14 protein-coding genes and 1 rRNA gene are annotated in these 18,666 nt (G+C 39.7%); 6 read left to right on the top strand and 9 right to left on the bottom strand.

Translation table 11 applies throughout. From position 1 onward, the window contains the following. Positions 1 to 186 precede the first annotated feature (186 nt). Positions 187 to 3,073: ribosomal RNA gene (locus QAP06_RS00710) — 23S ribosomal RNA — on the bottom strand. 977 nt (positions 3,074 to 4,050) lie between these two features. Here QAP06_RS00710 and QAP06_RS00705 point away from each other — a divergent pair. From QAP06_RS00705 to QAP06_RS00695, 3 genes are all read left to right on the top strand, one after another. Continuing rightward, positions 4,051 to 4,491: a hypothetical protein gene (locus QAP06_RS00705; RefSeq protein WP_286467306.1), complete on the top strand. Its 441-nt coding sequence runs from the start codon at positions 4,051 to 4,053 to the stop codon at positions 4,489 to 4,491. A 40-nt stretch (positions 4,492 to 4,531) separates the two neighbouring features. Next, a complete protein-coding gene (locus QAP06_RS00700; protein ID WP_286465829.1) occupies positions 4,532 to 6,361 on the top strand; it encodes a DUF262 domain-containing protein in 1,830 nt (609 codons plus the stop codon). A gap of 140 nt (positions 6,362 to 6,501) precedes the next feature. Further along, a complete protein-coding gene (locus tag QAP06_RS00695; RefSeq protein ID WP_286465827.1) occupies positions 6,502 to 7,395 on the top strand; it encodes a hypothetical protein in 894 nt (297 codons plus the stop codon). Between the two features lie 128 nt (positions 7,396 to 7,523). On the opposite strand, the gene queF is transcribed toward QAP06_RS00695, so the two are convergent. Next, on the bottom strand, positions 7,524 to 7,970 hold the full coding sequence (gene queF, locus QAP06_RS00690) for a preQ(1) synthase (protein ID WP_286465825.1): 447 nt from the start codon (positions 7,968 to 7,970) through the stop codon (positions 7,524 to 7,526). Between the two features lie 59 nt (positions 7,971 to 8,029). On the opposite strand from queF, the gene rsfS reads away from it, so the two are divergent. Genes rsfS through QAP06_RS00675 form a run of 3 tightly spaced genes read left to right on the top strand, consistent with a single transcriptional unit; the run spans position 8,030 to position 10,379 of the window. Continuing rightward, positions 8,030 to 8,371, top strand: a complete 342-nt coding sequence (gene rsfS, locus QAP06_RS00685) for a ribosome silencing factor (protein WP_286465824.1) — start codon at positions 8,030 to 8,032, stop codon at positions 8,369 to 8,371. Positions 8,372 to 8,378: 7 nt separating this feature from the next. Next, entirely contained in the window at positions 8,379 to 9,275 is an 897-nt protein-coding gene (gene miaA / locus QAP06_RS00680) for a tRNA (adenosine(37)-N6)-dimethylallyltransferase MiaA (protein ID WP_286467300.1), read from the top strand. Further along, positions 9,276 to 10,379 (top strand): glycosyltransferase family 8 protein, encoded by a 1,104-nt coding sequence (locus tag QAP06_RS00675; protein ID WP_286465823.1) that lies wholly within the window; start codon positions 9,276 to 9,278, stop codon positions 10,377 to 10,379. 319 nt (positions 10,380 to 10,698) lie between these two features. Here QAP06_RS00675 and QAP06_RS00670 read toward each other — a convergent pair whose 3' ends face one another. The 7 genes from QAP06_RS00670 to ileS form a co-directional block, all read right to left on the bottom strand. Beyond that, complete coding sequence (locus QAP06_RS00670) at positions 10,699 to 11,313, bottom strand: ThaI family type II restriction endonuclease (RefSeq protein ID WP_286465822.1); 615 nt, start codon at positions 11,311 to 11,313, stop codon at positions 10,699 to 10,701. After that, the gene (locus QAP06_RS00665; protein WP_180667149.1) at positions 11,294 to 12,229 is read right to left on the bottom strand and encodes a DNA cytosine methyltransferase; all 936 of its coding nucleotides are present in this window, start codon (positions 12,227 to 12,229) and stop codon (positions 11,294 to 11,296) included. The genes QAP06_RS00670 and QAP06_RS00665 overlap by 20 nt, the downstream gene beginning before the upstream one ends. A 371-nt stretch (positions 12,230 to 12,600) precedes the next feature. Continuing rightward, entirely contained in the window at positions 12,601 to 13,380 is a 780-nt protein-coding gene (locus QAP06_RS00660; RefSeq protein ID WP_286465817.1) for a UDP-N-acetylmuramate dehydrogenase, read from the bottom strand. Between the two features lie 3 nt (positions 13,381 to 13,383). Further along, on the bottom strand, positions 13,384 to 13,650 hold the full coding sequence (fliQ, locus tag QAP06_RS00655; RefSeq protein ID WP_000445741.1) for a flagellar biosynthesis protein FliQ: 267 nt from the start codon (positions 13,648 to 13,650) through the stop codon (positions 13,384 to 13,386). A gap of 10 nt (positions 13,651 to 13,660) precedes the next feature. Beyond that, positions 13,661 to 14,965, bottom strand: coding sequence for a flagellar protein export ATPase FliI (gene fliI, locus QAP06_RS00650; RefSeq protein ID WP_001128750.1), 1,305 nt, complete (start codon positions 14,963 to 14,965; stop codon positions 13,661 to 13,663). Next, positions 14,966 to 15,880, bottom strand: coding sequence for a CpaF/VirB11 family protein (locus tag QAP06_RS00645; RefSeq protein WP_286465815.1), 915 nt, complete (start codon positions 15,878 to 15,880; stop codon positions 14,966 to 14,968). 16 nt (positions 15,881 to 15,896) lie between these two features. Further along, positions 15,897 to 18,659, bottom strand: a complete 2,763-nt coding sequence (ileS, locus tag QAP06_RS00640) for an isoleucine--tRNA ligase (RefSeq protein WP_286465813.1) — start codon at positions 18,657 to 18,659, stop codon at positions 15,897 to 15,899. Positions 18,660 to 18,666 lie beyond the last annotated feature (7 nt).

Genomic DNA, 18,666 nt, shown 5'->3' with positions numbered 1-18,666 from the left:
TCTCTTTATAAGGAGCTGTTTTTAGAAGGTAGTTAATAGCTCTTTAATTAAAACAAGTTAGATTTTATCTTGTTTCTCATTAAAGTTTAATCGTATAAAAGTCTTTATAAAACTCCAACTCTCTTACACTCAGTAAGGCAGTGGTAACTTATCCATGCTCTATTGCCGTTATCTTATCAAAAAGCAAAAAACAAGCCAAACGCTCTATTAGTAGTAGTCAGCTAAACGCATTACTGCGCTTACACATCTACCCTATCAAGCACATAGTCTTTGTGCGAGCTTCAGGGAAAGTTTATCTTGGAGTTGGCTTCCTGCTTAGATGCTTTCAGCAGTTATCACATCCGTGTGTAGCTACCCAGCGATGCTCTTGGCAGAACAACTGGTGCACCAGTGACACGTCCATCCCGGTCCTCTCGTACTAGGGACAGCTCTCCTCAACTTTCCTACGCCCACGGCAGATAGGGACCGAACTGTCTCACGACGTTCTGAACCCAGCTCGCGTACCGCTTTAAATGGCGAACAGCCATACCCTTGGGACCTGCTCCAGCCCCAGGATGCGATGAGCCGACATCGAGGTGCCAAACCTCCCCGTCGATGTGAGCTCTTGGGGGAGATCAGCCTGTTATCCCCGGGGTACCTTTTATCCTTTGAGCGATGGCCCTTCCACACAGAACCACCGGATCACTATGACCGACTTTCGTCTCTGCTTGACTTGTATGTCTTACAGTCAGGCTGGCTTGTGCCATTACACTCAACTTGCGATTTCCAACCGCAATGAGCCAACCTTTGCAAGCCTCCGTTACTTTTTAGGAGGCGACCGCCCCAGTCAAACTACCCACCAAGCATTGTCCTGCCTGTGGATAACACAGGCCAGTTAGCTAACAGAAACATCAAGGGTGGTATCTCAAGGATGGCTCCATAAGAGCCAAAGCCCTTACTTCAAAGCCTCCCACCTATCCTGCGCATGATATTCCCGTTAGCAGTGCTAAGTTGTAGTAAAGGTCCACGGGGTCTTTCCGTCTTGCCGCGGGTAGGAGGAATTTTCACCTCCACTACAATTTCACTGAATCTCTGGTTGAGACAGCTCCCATCTCGTTACGCCATTCATGCAGGTCGGTATTTAACCGACAAGGAATTTCGCTACCTTAGGACCGTTATAGTTACGGCCGCCGTTTACTCGGGCTTCAATTCAACGCTTCATCTTGCGACTGACGCATCCTCTTAACCTTCGAGCACCGGGCAGGCGTCACACCTTATACTTCCTCTTACGAGTTGGCAAAGTGCTGTGTTTTTGGTAAACAGTCGGGAGGGACTCTTTGCTGAGACCGCATTGCTGCGGCACACCTTATCGCGAACTTACGGTGCTAGTTTGCAGAGTTCCTTAACCAGAGTTCTTTCACGCGCCTTAGAATACTCATCTCATCTACCTGTGTCGGTTTGCGGTACGGACGACTATGGATATGCTTAGAGGCTTTTCTTGGCACGACGGTATCAGCGATTCTCCCTTTGTCCTGAAAGGACTCAAAGAGCCTGTTTGGGTTTCAAATACAGAGGTGGATTTGCCTTCCCTCCAATCTACGCCCTTAGACTAGCGCTTCCATCAGCTAGCTCGCTTAACCCTATGCGTCCCCCCATCACGCTCCATAGTCGGTATTGGAATATTAACCAATTTGCCATCACCTACCCCTTTCGGACTCGGCTTAGGACCCGACTAACCCTACGATGACGACCATCGCGTAGGAAACCTTAGATTTACGGCGGATACAATTCTCATATATCTTATCGTTACTCATTCCTGCATGCTCACTTCATACCGCTCCAGCACTCCTTACCGGTATACCTTCAACGCTGGTATGAACGCTCTTCTACCACTGTGTTTAACACAATCTACAAATTCGGTGTCTATCTTAGCCCCGTTATATTTTCAGCGCATGACCACTAGACCAGTGAGCTGTTACGCTTTCTTTAAAGGATGGCTGCTTCTAAGCCAACCTCCTGGTTGTTTGAGTAGCCACACATCTTTTTCCACTCAGAATAGAACTTAGGGACCTTATTTGGTAGTCTGGGTTGTTCCCCTTTTGACGATTGATTTTATCACCCACCGCCTGACTCCCAAGATACGATAAAAGGTATTCGAAGTTTGATAGGGTTTGGTACCGCGGCGAGCAGCCCTAGCCCAATCAGCGCTCTACCCCCTTTTATTATCACTTGAGGCTATACCTAAATATATTTCGAAGAGAACCAGCTATCACTAAGTTTGTTTGGCCTTTCACCCCTATCCACAGCTCATCCCAACCCGTTTCAATGGGTACGAGTTCAGTCCTCCACGCGCTATTACACGCGTTTCAACTTGGCCATGGATAGATCACTTAGCTTCGGGTCTGCAGCATCTGACTTGTTCGCCCTATTAAGACTCGCTTTCGCTACGGCTTCGCATTCGCTTAACCTTGCCAGATACCACAACTCGCAGGATCATTATGCAAAAGGCAGTCCATCACCCTGATAAATCATAGGGCTCTGAATGATTGTAAGCAGATGGTTTCAGGTTCTATTTCACTCCGCTCACTGCGGTTCTTTTCACCTTTCCCTCACGGTACTTGTTCGCTATCGCTCAAAGAGTAGTATTTAGGGTTGGAGAGTGGTCTCCCCGGCTTCAACCTGGATTCCTCGTGTCCTGGCCTACTCTGGATACTGCTACCTGAAAACGCCTTGTCGCATACAAGGCTATCACTTTCTATGGCTTACCTTTCCAGGTAACTCTGCTAAAGCGTTTTCTTGGATGTTGCAGTCCTCAACCCCGAATGCAAGCACTCGGTTTGCCCTTTTCCCCGTTCGCTCGCCACTACTTAGGGAATCTCGTTGATTTCTTTTCCTCTAGTTACTGAGATGTTTCACTTCACTAGGTTCGCTCTCTAAATTAGAGTAACTAATATCTCTATTAGTTGGGTTGCCCCATTCGGACATCTACGCATCAAAGCTCCTTGACAGCTCCGCATAGCTTATCGCAGTCTAGTACGTCCTTCATCGCCTCTCTTTGGCAAGGCATCCGCCATCTGCTCTTAAAAGCTTGTTTTAAATTTTAAAATATCCTTTAAAACCCGCCCTTTTATAATGAATAACGACAATTGCACGAATATTCTTCAGCGCTACCACTGCCTTAATGAATATAAGACAGAGTTATTGTAGTTTTAACTTTACTTTTACATAGGCTATTAACAATGTTAAATCAAATAACTTCGTTTTTCTTTAAAAACCTGCTATAATCGTTCTGTTAAACCCTTTAAAGAAGACTAAAAATGCTTGATCCCTAATCTTTATTTAATGACCAAGTTTTATCAGCTGGTAAGCTTTTTATGCTTTAAAGCTTTTTAGCTTTTATGACTTGTTTGAGTTAAAATTAAAGAACTTTTTAAAGCTTGTCTTTAAAAACGAAATGTAATTATAGACATGCAATGCTTAAAGTTTGCTTAAAGTTTTTGGGATTTGAAAGAAATTTTAGAGTTTGAAAGAAATTTTAGAGTTGGAAAGGAATGGATAAAAGTTATTGGAAATGATGGGGGAGCGATTGGATATGGGGGTAGAGAATAAAGCTTTAATATTAGGATAAACGCATCATCAAATAAAAACGCATCATTAAATTAAACACATCATTAAATAAAAACAAACGCATCACCATTTAAAATAAGATAAAAACGCATCATCATTAAAAAATAAATACGCACCATTAACCATTGATTGAATACCGCTAGATACAATACTATGAGTTATCTTTTTTTCAAAAAAGGGGTAGAAATGGCATTCAATCATTCAATCATTCAATCATTCAATCATTCAATCATTCAATCATTCAATCATTCAATCATTCAAGCAACGCTACCATAACTTTTATCACTTTTACCAAAACCTATTTAAAAATCTTTTACTCTTTATTATTCCCTCTACTATTAACCTTTTCATTAACCCACACCGCAATCTTTTTAAACCATTTGATTCCATAAGCCCCATTTTTAAATCAGTGGGGCTTACAGAGTTAAATTCAAAGGAGAGATGATGGCTCAGTTAGAAGATTTAAAAGCGCATGAAAAATACAATTTGTTGTTGTGCATGGTTTCAGGCGCGTATAAAGGAACCATCCCAGGGAATGAGGATTTTAAAGAGTGGTGCGATGAATGCACTTTGACAGGTTTTCGTCCAAGAATGGGCGAAGTGGCTCAATACGAACATTTTGAACTCATGCGTAAAGCGGATTATGTGATTGGTATTGTGAATGAGGATTCAACGACTAGAGGGGCTGAAGTCCAACGGAGCGTTTTTGCCCTAAAGATTGACCATGACACTATTGGGGTTGATGAAGAGGGAGCACTAAAGGTTGAGGGCGTTTGCGCTCAAAAAGGGAGCCAAGAATATGAAGAATTAGTCAATAAAAACACTTGGCATTTCACGCACAGCACCCGACTTGGAAAACCAAAATTGATTGAGCGAAAAAGTTGAACGATCGTTGATTGTCAGCCCGTAACGAGAAAGGATTTTAATGAAACTATTGGATTTAAACGGAGTGATTGAAAAAGGCGTGTTTGAAATCCCCAGCTATCAAAGGGGGTATGCATGGCAAATAAAGCAATTAAAGGATTTTTGGAACGATTTAGAGCATGTGTCCAAGCTGGGAGATAAATTCCATTACATGCATAGCTTAACCTTAAGAAAGTCTGAAAATGAGTTTGAAAGCAGCGCGTTTGAAATCATAGACGGCCAGCAACGATTGGCTACAAGCCTGATTTTACTGGGCCTTTTAGCCAAGATTACCCAAAACAAAGATAAAAAGTATTCTTCAATCAACCTTGAACCCATTTTATCCTATAAGTATTATGGTTTGAGCGAAGCTTTTAGAGCGATCACTGAAGAAGAAAAAGATTTGGAAGCGTTCAAAACTTCTTTTTACGCTAAAAATCTTATTAACGCTTACGCATTTTTTAAAGAAAAAATCAGCGATACGCCCATTGAAACGCTTGAAAGAATGTTTGATGCCCTTATAACAAAAATGCTTTTTAGCGTGGTGGAATTGAACGATAACCGAATCGATCCGTTCAGCTCTTTTGAAACGATTAACAATCGTGGTAAGGATCTATCCACTCTAGAATTGTTTAAAAACCGCTTGCATTTTGTGGTGCACAAGATTTGTGATGGCAAAAAATTAGAAAATCTTCAAAACGAAATCAATGACACCTACACGATCATTTATTACGATTTGAGGCAATTTAAAGACGATCATTTAGAGGGTTTTTTAAAGCATTTTGTGGCGTATTATTATGGCGAGAAAGGGGATTTTAAGAAGAGGTTATTGGAGATGGAGTTTAACGCTCATAAAAGGTATACCGACAACACCAACTTTGATGATGAATATGAAAGAATAGATCATTTGTTATTTTATCTTTCTTATTCTTCTAAGGTTTGGAATTTCTTACACACGCTTGATGAAAAATCTATCGCCCTTATTTTTGATGACGATAAAAAACTTGAGATTGAAATCACGCCTAAAATGCGCGGCTTGTTAGACAAAATGCGGCGTTTAAACGCTTTGAGCGATAACGCTTTTCTGCCCTTATTGCTCTCTCTTTTAACCATACAGCTTGTTGGAAGAAGCGCTAATGAACAGCCTTATACCACCAAAGAATTAGAGAGCTTATTAGAGTATTTGGAGCGTTTCGGGTTTTTAATCTATGGGGTTGCTGGCAAGAATACGGCTAAAAATGAATGGATTGAATTGGCTTTTAAAGCGTTCAGAGCGTATAGATATGGGGAAGGAAATATCGTTATTGAAGATCTTCCAACGCTAGAAAAGAATTTTTTCAAGGGAGAGCATAGCGGCTTGGAATTGCTTGAAGAGACTATCCATTCTAAAAAGAATACTGAGAAATGGTATCAGTGGGGCAAGGCATTGAATTACTTGCTTTATGAATACGAGTTGCACCACAACCCTGAAACGACCTTGAATTTTGATGGCAGTATAGAAAGTATTGAGCATATCTTGCCCCAAAAACCCAATCAAGGCTATAGCGCTAAAGAAAAAAATTGGGCTAAAAATCCCCATATCGTGCATGCTTTAGGGAACTTGCTCTTAATTTCTAAAAACGCTAACAGCTCTTTAAGCAACAAACCTTTTGATGAAAAAAGAAAGGAATACCTCAAAGGCTCTTATAGTGAAAAAGAAGTGGCTAAAAACGCTTCTTTTGGGATTGTAGAGATTCAAGAAAGGAGCGAAAAATTATTAGACTTTTTAATCGCGCGTTATCGTATCGCTGAATTAGTGGGTGAAAGCGCCATTAAAGCTTTTAAAAACGCTCTTTTAAAGGACATTAAATGATGCGATCACTCAAAAATAAAGGGTCTGTTTTTAGCGCTTCAACCCACAACAAGGAGGAACAAACCATGCTGAAAAGATAAAGAACCCTAAATGGGTGATTGTAGCGGATTTTAAAAATTTAAAATTGCAAGGAGCAAAAAATGGGTTTTCAAAACGAAAATCAGTTAAAAGTAGGAGCGTCGGTCAAAGCCACAATCAACGGCAAAGTGGTGGAGGCTAAAGTCATTAATATTGGGTTTAATCGTGTAACCTTAAGGAGCCAAAAAGGCAACGAAGCCACTTACGCTTTCAATAGCGAAAAATTCTTAAAATGGTTTAAGGAAGTGCCTTTGAATGAAGTTGCGAATAATCACGCTGAAACAAGCGGAGAGGATTTGTTAAAAGGGATTAAAATCGTTACGAGCGGTCCGAGTGTTAAAGAAAGGACTACTACTCCTAAAGAGGATAGGTTTAAACTCGCTTTTGGATTTAAGACTACTGATGATAAGACTAGCTTTGAGATTATTGCGGAGGATTATACTTTAAGCGAGAGAAAAAGTAGGCTTGGGGCGTTATTCTCTCCTATGTTTTTTGAGGGTAGTGGTAATCAAGCGGTCGCTATCATTCTTACCGCTCTTTATTATGCGGAGGGTTTAAATAAGCATAGCGACGCGGAGTGGAGTGCTATGATTGAAAGCCGAGATGTGGAAAAATGCGACCTTACGACATTTGACAACTTGGATAGAGTTGCAACGACTTTATTCTGTGGCGTGATTAAAGGATATGCGGAGGGTAATAAGGAGTTTGAAAAAGAACTTAACGACTTTTCTCCTGATGGTTTTTGGGCTACGACTTTACCTAAAAACAAAAATGAGGCGATGTTTGTGGCGCAACTCTTATGCGATGGCGGTATCAATAAGTATGGTTTAAGCTGTGCGGGTCTTACTAAAAACTTGCTAAAAGACATTTTTAACAATATTGGACTAGCAACTACTAAAGAGGTTGATGAGCATCTCGCTAATTTAGATAAAGAGGAGGCAGAGTTAAAAGAATAACCCCCCCCCCTGTGGGGTCTCTTTTTTTTAATCTCTCTTTTATTCTTTTATTTTTTCTTTTTTCATTCTCCCCCTAACCTGTCCATTTAATTTTGAAGGGCTTAATCTTAAAACCCTATCTTTGCACATTATTTCGCATTCAAAAGGCGTTTTTCTTTAAATTCCTGGTATTCTTTGATCGCATAATTCACAAAGGGTTTGATCGCAATCCCACCCCTAGAGGCAAAATCCCCATACACTTCCAAATACTTTGGCTTTAGCAATTGGACTAAATCTAATAAGATCGTATTGATGCAGCTCTCATGAAAACTTCCATGGTTTCTGTAACTGAATAAATAGAGTTTTAAAGACTTGCTTTCTACCATTTTATCTTTAGGGATGTAGCGGATAAAAATCACGCCAAAATCCGGCTGGGAAGTGATCGGGCAAAGGCTTGTAAATTCCTTGCATTCTAGCGTGATTAAAGGGTCTAAATTGGGGTTTGGGTTAGGGAAAGCTTCTAATAACTGGCTGTTGTATTCAAAAATATAGGGCGTTTTAGTGCCTAAGGATTTGAGGTTTGATTCAGGGGTCATTAATCTTTCCTTGATTTAAGTTATAATAAGGCTATTTTAACCCATTTTTTAGGAAACTCATGAACAAACGCATAGAAACGATTACGGCTTTATTAGATGAAAAAAAGGCTTTTGATATTACGCATATTGATTTGTCTAAAACCCCCTATTTGGTAGAAGATGTCATTATCGCCACCACGCTAGCGAATAAGCATGCCCTTTCTTTATTAGATGCGCTTAAAAACACCCTTAAGCCTTTAGGGGAAGTCTTTTACCAGATAGATGAGTCTAATGAAGAGTGGATCATTTTGGATTTAGGGGATTTGATGATCCATCTTTTCACCGAAGAATGCCGTAAAAAATTTGACTTGGAAGGGTTTTTGAACGCTTATAAAAGGGAGATTCCTTATCAAAACTCCTAAGAAACTCATCGCGCTTTTAGGGCCTAGCGGGAGCGGGAAAAGTGCTCTTTCTGTTGAATTAGCCCAAGAATTGGACGCTGAAATCTTTTCTTTGGATTCTTTGAGTATTTATAAAGACATCAATATCGCTTCGGCAAAACCCAGCCTAAAAGAGCGAAAAAACATCAAGCATTACGCCCTAGATCACCTCAATATTGATGAAAAAAATAACGCCCTCCTTTTTAAAACCCTTTTAGAGGACGCTATGAGGGTGTCTTCTAAAGAGATTTTACTCATTGTAGGGGGGAGCAGTTTTTACCTCAAATCCATTTTAGAAGGTTTGAGCAGCATGCCAAAACTTAGCGGTGAAGAGGTTGTAAGAATAGAGCGAGAAATTGCCACTCTTTCTAACCCTTATATATTTTTAAAATCCATTGACCCTAACATGGCTTTTAAAATCCATCCAAACGACACTTACCGCATCCATAAGGCTTTAGAAATCTTTTATGCCACCCACACGCCCCCAAGCGAGTATTTTAAGGCTAACCCTAAAAAACCCTTTGAGCATGCTATCTCCTTATTCGCTCTGTCTGTTGAAAAAAACGCGCTTCATAACAATATCAAACAGCGCACTAAGAACATGCTCCATTCAGGGCTTATTGAAGAAATCAAAGCCCTCTATACTCAATACCCTAAAGATTCGCAGCCTTTTAAAGCCATAGGCGTTAAAGAAAGCATTCTTTTTTTAGAAAAACAACTCACTTTAAAGGAGCTAGAAGAAACGATTACCTCTAACACCATCAAATTAGCCAAGCGCCAAAACACTTTCAATAAAACCCAATTCAATAACCTTTATGTGGGGAGTGCTAAAGAAGTTAGGCATGCGATTTTAAAACACTCAAAAAGCGATACAAGGGAGCGATAAATGGATACGCAAAACTTACCCGATCAAATTATCCCTATTTTTATGAGTTTTGATAAGAATTACGCGCTAGGGGCAGGAGTTTGCCTTTATTCCTTACTCTCACATGCGAGCAGGCACACAAGCATGATAGATTTTAGCCCCCTAAATCAAAGCAACCAACTTTTAGGTGCTAGCATCGTGTATAAAATCCATTGTTTGGTTAAAGGGGTTACTTTAGAGCAGCAAAACAAGCTTTTAAAAACCCTTGAGCCTTTTAAAAAATTCGCTTCATTAGAGTTTATAGACATCAATTCGCTCGATCATTCCATAGAAAGCTATCTCAATGAGTCTTGCTCCAAGCGTTATGGCGGGCTTCTTGTTTTATGCCGGCTCTTGCTCGCTTCGCTCTTCCCTAATTATTCTAAAATCATTTCCATAGATATGGATACGGTGTTTTTAGGCGATGTTGCAAGCGCTTATTTTGCACTGGATAATGAACCCACTAAATTGCTTGGCATGGTGAGAGACACATTTTCTCACCTTCCTTTTGAAGCCTTTTGTGATTTTATTGAGCGCACTTGTAAGAATTTTAAGATTGATTTTTCACGCTTTAGCCAAAACGAGTTAAAACGCATCCATCAGGGCTTTAACATGGGCTTTTTGGTAGCGAATTTAGATTTGTGGCGCGAAAATGGGTTTGAAAAAATCGCTTTAGAGTTTTTAAAAACTAGAGGGAAAGACCTTTTTTACCCTGAGCAGTGTTTAATCAATATGGTGTTTTGGGAGCGCGTTTTAGAATTGCCTATTCATTATAATTGCTATTCTGACTTTTTCAAAGAGCACTACCCTAAAAACATCATCATGCTCCATTTCATCAAATACAAGCCCTGGCGTTCTGTGAGTTCTTTGAACGAGCGTTTGATTTGCTATGAAGCTGAAGCGGGTTTTTGGCTTGCAAACCTTTTTTGCACCCCTTTTAAAAACGATTTTTTTAAAGAACGCCTTGAAATGGCTAAAGACCAACAAATGCAATCTTTTAAAACCCACATCAGATCAAAAACGATTAGGGATTATTTGGGTTTTAGGGTAAAAAATATTTTGAAAAAAGTTTTCAAACTCTCTTAAAGGACAAAAAAACGATGAAGTTTTTAAAATTCTTTGCAAATAGCGTCATTTTATTTTATAGTATCATGTAAACTTATAAGGATATAGGGGGTATTTTGCGATACCCTAACCCCCTAAGAACGCTTTTAAAAAGTTATCGCACCATTAAAATTAAAATCAAGCTCTTTTGTAATCAGCACCCAATTAAAACAAAGCCTTTCCTATTTTTATAGCATCAGTGATTCATAAAAAGCTTTCATGCCTACGATGATCTTTTAGTGTTCCAAAGCCCTTGATACCTCAAAAATTATTAGAGTTTATTAAGAATAACATAAGGATTTTAGGATTGCCATAGCTCTAAATATTTATCATATGGAGAATGTTTTAAGTTATTTGTGCGTTCCCAAAAAATAGGAATTCTTAGCGTGTCTTTGTGAGCGATACATTCCAATAAGGCTAATTTTGAAATTTCCACTCCCCTAGAATTTGTCCCACTTTTAGGAAGTTTAAAATAAAATTCTTTACTTTTAGTTGTTAAAACTCCTTGTTGTGTAGCACTAGGAATATAGTAAAACCCTCCCTCTTTTCCCCAAAAAACATGCACAAATAAAATGTCTGTATTTGGTTTGTAACTCTCTATAAATTCTTGTATTTTTAAAGCATCAGTAGTCCATATTAGCTTAATGCCGTTCAATGTTTGAGCCATTTTAATGGAATAAGGCTTATTTAAAACAATTACATCTATCTCTTTTTGTGTGATAGCCAAATCAGTTTGCACATTCTCTTTACCAAAATAATAAAGCATAAGGGCAATAATTACCCTTTCTCTAGCCGAACCAATCTCCATTCCTAATTTACCATCCCTGCTGTTTTCACTTTCTACAAGCTGAAATAAATAAGGTAATTTTTCTTGTATTTTTAATATCATTCTCTCATCATTGAACAATGTTTGCATATAAAAATTCCTTTATTCCTTGCGCTAAATGCCATGCAAAGACAGGCGGCACAGCGTTGCCAATTTGCCTATAAGCTGATGAAGTGCTAGGGTAAAAAATAAAATTATCTGGGAAGCTTTGAATGCGTGCAACTTCTCTTGCACTCAAACGCCTATGATTATTATAGTGGTATTCAATATTGCCATGATGTTCGGCTCGCATAGTGGGAGCGTAGGTATCTTTGTTAATAGCATTATTACCTTGTCCTTTATTGCGTTTAGCCTTAGAATAAAAATGATTAGGCATAGCCCCTTCTGTTAAGTTTTCCAAATCTTTCAATATTTCATACACAAAAGGGGCATGACTTTTCTTTAATATTTTAAAACTAAAAGGCTCTTTAAAGTAACTTTCATTAACGCCTACCATAATGACTCGTTCTCTTAATTGCGATACTCCAAAATCGCTTACTTTCAAACATGCAAAATTAACCATATAGCCTAAGTCTTTAAAGCTATCCAAAATCTTTTTAAAAGTGTTTCCATTGTCAATATTTAAAAGACCTTTTACATTTTCAGCAAGAAAAATCTTAGGCTTTAAATCTTTTACACATCTAATCATGCTCTCATAAAGTCGCCCCCTTTCACTTTTTAACCCCTTTCTTTTGCCGGCAAAACTGAAATCTTGACAAGGAAAACCACCCAAAACAATATCAGTGGGCATCAATTTATCAAAATCAACCTCTTTAACATCTTTGCATTCAATATGTGCGTTAAGGTTCTTTTGATAGGTTAAAACAGCATTTTTATCCAAATCATTAGCATAAATTATCTTAAAAGGATTTTTAGCATAGTACCGATTTAAAAAGTCAAACCCTCCACAAAATCCCAAATCCAATCCTCCGCACCCACTAAATAAAGAAGTGATTGTAAATTCCAATCAATAATCCTTGTATAAAATTTCTCTATATTCTATCATGGGTTTATTTTAATCTGATTGAGTGCGAAAGCTTCATTTCAAAACCATATATTTTGACACACACTCAAAGATAATGAGCAAGTTGCTGTGCCTATTGCTTTATCAAGCGCTATTGCTAAGAAAGTTAAAAGGTGGAATCAAAAACTATCTAAACACTCAAAAAAGACTTACTGAAAACAATCTCTTAAATCCATATATCTTAGAAACCATGTTTTCGGTTAGCCCTTTTCCTAGTCTAGCGTTAGCCTTTTGTTTAGTGGGTTATAGTTTTTATTTTTAATTCTATTTTAATGGAGTGTTGGTTATAAAATCTCAAATAAAGCTTTCCAGCCCTACCTTAAAATTTTCACTTCTTCTTCTAAATGAATGCCGTATTCTTGTAACACTCTGGTTTTGGCGAGTTCTATCAAATCCAGGGCTTCTTCAAATCCTGCACCCCCCAAATTCACCAAAAAATTCGCATGCTCTTTAGCAAAGCCCACTCTTTTTAGACAATAACCCCTTAAGCCCACGCCTTCTAAAAGCCTACCCGCATAATCGTTAGGCGGGTTTTTGAAACAGCTCCCAAAATTAGGCAATTTGGGGTGGCTTTTGCGCATGCTTTGACACGCTTTTAAAACTTCTTGTCTAAAGCCATGCGTTTTTTTAAACCTCGCCCTTAAGACAACGCCATTGAATTTGCTGCTGCGATAATCTAATCCTAGCGCTCCACTCCCTAGCCATTCATTATTAATGCAAGCGCTTTCTAAAACATTTTTGATTTCAAATTCTTTCATGCCGGCATTCATTTTAACTAACGCCCCTAAAGTGCCAGGCAATTGCCCTAAAAACTCCAAACCCCCTAAATCATTCGCCCTAAAATAATTAAAAATTTTAGACGAGTTGGCCGCTCCCCCTATTTCAACGCATTCGCCCTTATCGCAAATATAATCGTAGTTTGGGCCTAAAAGGGCGAGATTTTTTGCGCTAGGAGCGATTAAAAGGTTGTTCGCTAAACCGATAATTTGGTGTTCTTGAGAGATTTCATCATCGTTTTCTAAAATGCTCACTTTTAAAGGCGTGCCGATTTTCACGCTGCTGTAACGAGAAAAATCAATGGTGGTTTCTAGCATTTTCTAGCCTATGATTTTAGGAATGAGCTTGATTAAGGTTTTAGTGTAATCTAAAAGCATGTTAGTCATCCACGGCATGGTTAAAATCAACACCCCAATCACGGCTAAAATCTTAGGCACAAAAGACAAGGTCATTTCATTGATTTGAGTGGTCGCTTGAAAAATACTGACTAATAGCCCCACCACTAAGCCCGCTAGTAATACCGGTAAAGAAATCATCAAAGTGATTTTATAAGTCTCAATGGCGAGTTTCATGAGTTGTGATTCCATTATATTCCTTTTATCTTAAGATTTCTTCTAATTGCTGAAAGCTTTGTTCAAAAGGCTGTAAAGCGTTTTCATCTTGCGCTAAAAATTGCTCCATTAAAGCCTTTTTCTTAATCGCTTCATCAAGCTCTTTATCGTTCCCCATTTGATAAGATCCGATGCGAATGAGCATTTCATTTTCTTTCAATAACGCATACAAACGGCGGAATTTTCTCGCGCAAAGGTTTTGAGACTCGCTGATGATGTCTTTAGCCACCCTTGATGCGGAGTTTAAAATATTAATAGGCGGGTAGATCCCATAATCGGTCAATTCCCTGCTTAAGACAATATGCCCGTCTAAAATACTCCTAGCTTGATCGGCTATGGGATCGCTCAAATCATCGCCCTCTACTAGCACGCTAAAAAAAGCCGTGATGCTCCCCTTATTTTCTTCCTTGCCCGCCCTCTCCATTAATTGAGGCAATAAAGAAAGCGCGGATGGGGGGTAGCCTTTGGAAGTGGGCGGTTCGCCTAAGGCTAAACCGATTTCTCTTTGAGCCATAGCGAAACGAGTCACTGAATCCATGATAAACAACACGTCTAGCCCTTGGTTTTTAAAATACTCAGCCACGCTCATCGCGCAAAAAGCCCCGTATTTGCGCATTAAAGGGCTATCATCGCTCGTAGCGACCACCAACACGCAAGAGCTTAAATCCCCTTTTAAGTTTTTCTCTATAAATTCAGGGATTTCTCTGCCCCTTTCCCCAATCAAAGCGATCACTTTAATGGGTGCTAAGCAACCCCTAGTGATCATGCCCATTAGCGTGGATTTACCCACACCAGAGCCGGCAAAAATGCCCAGTTTTTGCCCCTTACCGCAAGTCAAAAGCCCATCAATGCTCTTCACCCCCACGCTAAAAACCTCATCAATCAAGCCTCTTTTTAAAGGGGCTATAGGTGTTGTGATCACAGGCGCTAACCGCTCATAATCTAGCGCCCCCTTATTGTCAATGACTTGCCCTAAAGGGTTAAGCACCCTCCCTAAAAGATTACGACCCACAGGGAAATTCAACCCCTCTTTTAAAAACAGCACCTTATCGCCAGCCCTAGCCCCCTCTATAAAGTTAAAGGGCGTGAAACCAAACTGCTCTTTTTCTGCCACCACCACCATTCCCACGCATTCGGTGCCATCGCTTTTTTCAATCTTCACCACATCGCCCACGGATGGGTTAAAACCATCCGCATAAACGATATTGGGCATGATTTTTTTCACGCTCCCGTAGCGAGGCGATAGATCAAAATGCTGATTCAAGCGGTTTTTTAAGGATTTTAGGGGCATTTAAAGCTCTTTAGTCCATAAGACTTCAGCGATTTGGCGCTCATTATTGATCCTATTCACATGCACGATCACATCAATCGCGCTTTTAAAATACGCCCGCATTAAATCCTTATCTAAAGAATGCGTATAGCGCATGCTTAAATTCAGTGAAAGGGCTTCTAAAGTGTTTTGAGCGCTATTAGCGTGAATGGTTGAGAGCATGCCCTTATGCCCGGTGTTTCCTAAACGCAAAAAAAGCGCTGCATTCCTGGTGTCAATCTCGCCCACAATGAGCCTGTCCGGGTTTAAGCGCATGGCCATATTGAGAGCGTCTTCATAATTAAAGCGCGTGTTTTCTTGCTTGCCCACTAAAAGCCCCACGCAATTACTAAACGCTTTTAAATCCAATTCTTGGCTGTCTTCAACGCTCACCACCCTTTCGTCTTTATTGACGCAATCTAAAAGAGCGTTTAATAGGCTAGTTTTACCGCTTGAAGTCTCCCCACTAATGAGAATGTTATGCCCTTTAAGCGCTAAATTTTTCAAACTTTTTGGATCGCTTGCTTTGAAAGTGAAATCGTCTAAACTTAAGGGCTTAAGCCTAGGCACACGGATATTGAGCGTGATTTGATTATTGGTAGTGATGCTGAAGTGATTCGCGCTCACCCTATAGCGCGTGAAAGGGATAGAGCAATTTAAAGTGGGGTGTTCTTCATCAAAAAACAACCCCCTAAAACTGGCCAATTGCTCGCAAAACCTCAATAAAAACGCCTTATCAAAAAGCGCATGCCCTCTTTTTTCTCGGGTGTTATTGATTTTATAAAGCCAAAGCTCCTGCTCGGTATTGATGATTAGCTCGGTGATCCCGCTTTCTAAAAAAGGGGTAAAATGGCCGATTAGGGCTTGCAAAACTCTATGGGTTTGTAAAGTTTTCAAAAGCCCTATCCTTTTATCATCGCTCTTCTAAAACCTCTTCACAACGCTTGCAAGGGGTGTTTTCTAGCTCGCTTTTAAAACGCCAACACCTGGGGCATTTATAAAAGGGGGCTTTAAAGAGCGTGAATGCTGGCGTTTCGCTTAATTTTTCTTTTGCAATCCCCACAAAGCTTACCATCAGTAATTCTTCCACTAAATTTTCACACAACGCTTTTTCTTTTACTTCAATAGCACATTCCAACGAATTTTTAACCACGCCTTCTTTTTTCAATCGGTCTAACTCTTCATTAAAGGCAGAACGCAAGGCTAAAACGGCTTCAAAATTTTCTGGTTTTTTAAACTCTTTAAGGTGGAGTTTTTCTAAAATATTAATGCCTTTTAGATCAAACACATCTTTAGCTTGTAAAAATGCGCACAGCACCTGGCTATGCTCTAAAACTTCTTCAATCGTGTGCGTTAAAATCGGGGCTAAAAAGTAGCACAATTGACTAGCCACAGCGAGTAAGACCATTTGAATGGCTTGGCGTTTTTCATTATTTTTGCTATCGCAATACAAACTATCCTTACAAGCGTCTAAATAAATCCCGCTCAATTCATTGGTAACAAACGCCATTAAAATATTCAAGCCCTTCACCAAATCATGCTCTTCAAACGCGCTATTGACTCCAACGCTTATGGTTTCTAAAGCCTCTAATATAAAATGATCTAAAGGGCTAAAGTCATGGGATCGTTCTAAATTCTTAAGATCCATATCGCTAAAATTGGCGAGTAAGAATTTCAGGGTGTTGCGGAATTTTTTATAATGCTGTTCTGTTTGAATGAAAAAGGTTTGAGAGACTCTCAAATCGTTTTGATAGTCATTAAACGCTACCCACAAACGCACCACATCGCTCCCATGCTTTTTAAGTAAGTTATCCAAAGACACCACATTGCCCTTAGATTTGCTCATTTTCTCGCCCTTTTCATCTACGATAAAGCCATGCGTAATGACCTTTTTAAAAGGGGCTTGATTGTTTAAAATACAACCAATTAAAAGCGAGCTTTGAAACCACCCCCTATGCTGATCGCTCCCTTCTAAGATCACATCGCTAGGGCTTTGCCCTTTTTCTCCTTGATAGTCTTCTAAAACCGCCTTAAAGGTGCTACCGCTATCAAACCACACGTCTAAAATGTGCATGACTTTTTCATAATGCGTGGCGTTATCTTGATAATTAGGGGGTAATAGATCTTTCACGCTATATTCCCACCACACATCACAACCCCTCTCTTCAAAGAGCTTAGCGGTATGTTCTAAAACTTCGCTTTCAAAACAAGGCTTATCGGTGCGTTTATCTATGAAAAAGGCTAGTGGCACGCCCCATTTTCTTTGCCGGCTCAAGCACCAATCAGGGCGGTTTTCTATCATGGTTTTTAGGCGGTTTTTCCCGCTGCTTGGCACAAATTCCACCTTTTCAATCGCATTCAAAGCCACTTCTCTTAAGGTTTTTTGAGAGCCATCATTTTGAATGAAAGGCTCATCCATTAAAATAAACCATTGCGTGGTCGCTCTGTAAATCACAGGCTTGTGCGTCCTCCAGCAATGCGGGTAGGAATGCTCAATTTCTTGCTCTAGCAATAAGGAATCGCCCAATTGCTCTATAATGCGTTTTTGAGCCTTAAACACATGCTCGCCCAGATAGCTTTCATCTAACAATTGGTTATGGATAATGCCCTCATCATAGCAACCCTTTTCATCTACAGACATTAACACTTCTAAATTGTATCTTAAGCCTAAATAATAGTCCTCTTCACCATGCCCTGGCGCAGTATGCACGGCTCCTGTGCCATCTTCTAAACCGACATGCTCTCCTAGAGTGATTAGGGAATCTCTTTGGTTTAAAGGATTGAGCGCTTTCAAGTATTCTAAATCATTGGCATTGAATTCATGCGTAATCTCACTATCCACCACCCCTAAAGCGGCTAATTTTTCATGCAAGGCTTTAGCGACTAAGTAGCCTTTTTGGGTGAGCGCATAAACAGCGTCTTTTTTCAAAGCGATCGCCGCATTCGCATACAAAGTCCAAGGCGTGGTCGTCCAAATCACCAAGCTCGCTTTTTTGACTTTTAATTTTTCTAAACTCTCCTTTTTCAAACCAAACGCCACGAAAATGGAGGGCGATTTTTTCATCTTGTATTCCACTTCAGCTTCCGCTAAAGCGCTCTCGCATGCATAACTCCAATAAATAGGTTTGTGGCGCTCTTTCAAAAGCCCTTTTTTAGCCACTTCCACTAAAGCCCTATAAATGCTCGCTTCAAATTTAAAATCCATGGTTTTATAAGGATCTTCAAAATCCCCCAAAACGCCTAATTGCAAAAATTCATTCTTTTGGATTTCTAAAAATTTCTTCGCATGATCTCGGCACTTTTCTCTAAACAGCGTGGGGTTTTCTAGGCTTGTTTTTTCTTTTTCTAATCGCTCTAAAATTTGCTGCTCAATGGGCAAACCATGGCAATCCCAACCGGGCGTGTAATAGATTTTCTTCCCCTTAAAATATTCTCTTTTAACGACAATGTCTTTTAAAATTTTATTTAAGGCATGCCCCAAATGCAAATGCCCGTTCGCATAAGGCGGCCCGTCATGCAAAGTGAAATCCCCATGGTTATCTTTCCTAGCTTGCATGCGTTTAAACGCTTGTTGCTCTTGCCATTTGGCGTAAGTTTTAGGCTCATTAACACTCAAATTCCCTTTCATAGAAAAGGTGGTTGTGTTTAAGTTTAGGGTGTCTTTGTATTCTTTCACGGATTGA

The organism is Helicobacter pylori (assembly GCF_030323545.1).
Lineage (GTDB): Bacteria > Campylobacterota > Campylobacteria > Campylobacterales > Helicobacteraceae > Helicobacter > Helicobacter pylori_CO.
The sequence above is the reverse complement of the archived record's forward strand: the minus strand, read 5'-3'. Positions and strand labels throughout refer to the sequence as shown.

Coding starts and splice junctions, on each gene's coding strand:
- QAP06_RS00695 (WP_286465827.1), top strand. CDS start 6,502: ATGGGTTTTCAAAACGAAAATCAGTTAAAAGTAGGAGCGTCGGTCAAA.
- QAP06_RS00670 (WP_286465822.1), bottom strand. CDS start 11,313: ATGCAAACATTGTTCAATGATGAGAGAATGATATTAAAAATACAAGAA.
- QAP06_RS00660 (WP_286465817.1), bottom strand. CDS start 13,380: ATGCTAGAAACCACCATTGATTTTTCTCGTTACAGCAGCGTGAAAATC.
- QAP06_RS00705 (WP_286467306.1), top strand. CDS start 4,051: ATGGCTCAGTTAGAAGATTTAAAAGCGCATGAAAAATACAATTTGTTG.
- QAP06_RS00675 (WP_286465823.1), top strand. CDS start 9,276: ATGGATACGCAAAACTTACCCGATCAAATTATCCCTATTTTTATGAGT.
- queF (WP_286465825.1), bottom strand. CDS start 7,970: ATGACCCCTGAATCAAACCTCAAATCCTTAGGCACTAAAACGCCCTAT.
- QAP06_RS00700 (WP_286465829.1), top strand. CDS start 4,532: ATGAAACTATTGGATTTAAACGGAGTGATTGAAAAAGGCGTGTTTGAA.
- fliI (WP_001128750.1), bottom strand. CDS start 14,965: ATGCCCCTAAAATCCTTAAAAAACCGCTTGAATCAGCATTTTGATCTA.
- rsfS (WP_286465824.1), top strand. CDS start 8,030: ATGAACAAACGCATAGAAACGATTACGGCTTTATTAGATGAAAAAAAG.
- fliQ (WP_000445741.1), bottom strand. CDS start 13,650: ATGGAATCACAACTCATGAAACTCGCCATTGAGACTTATAAAATCACT.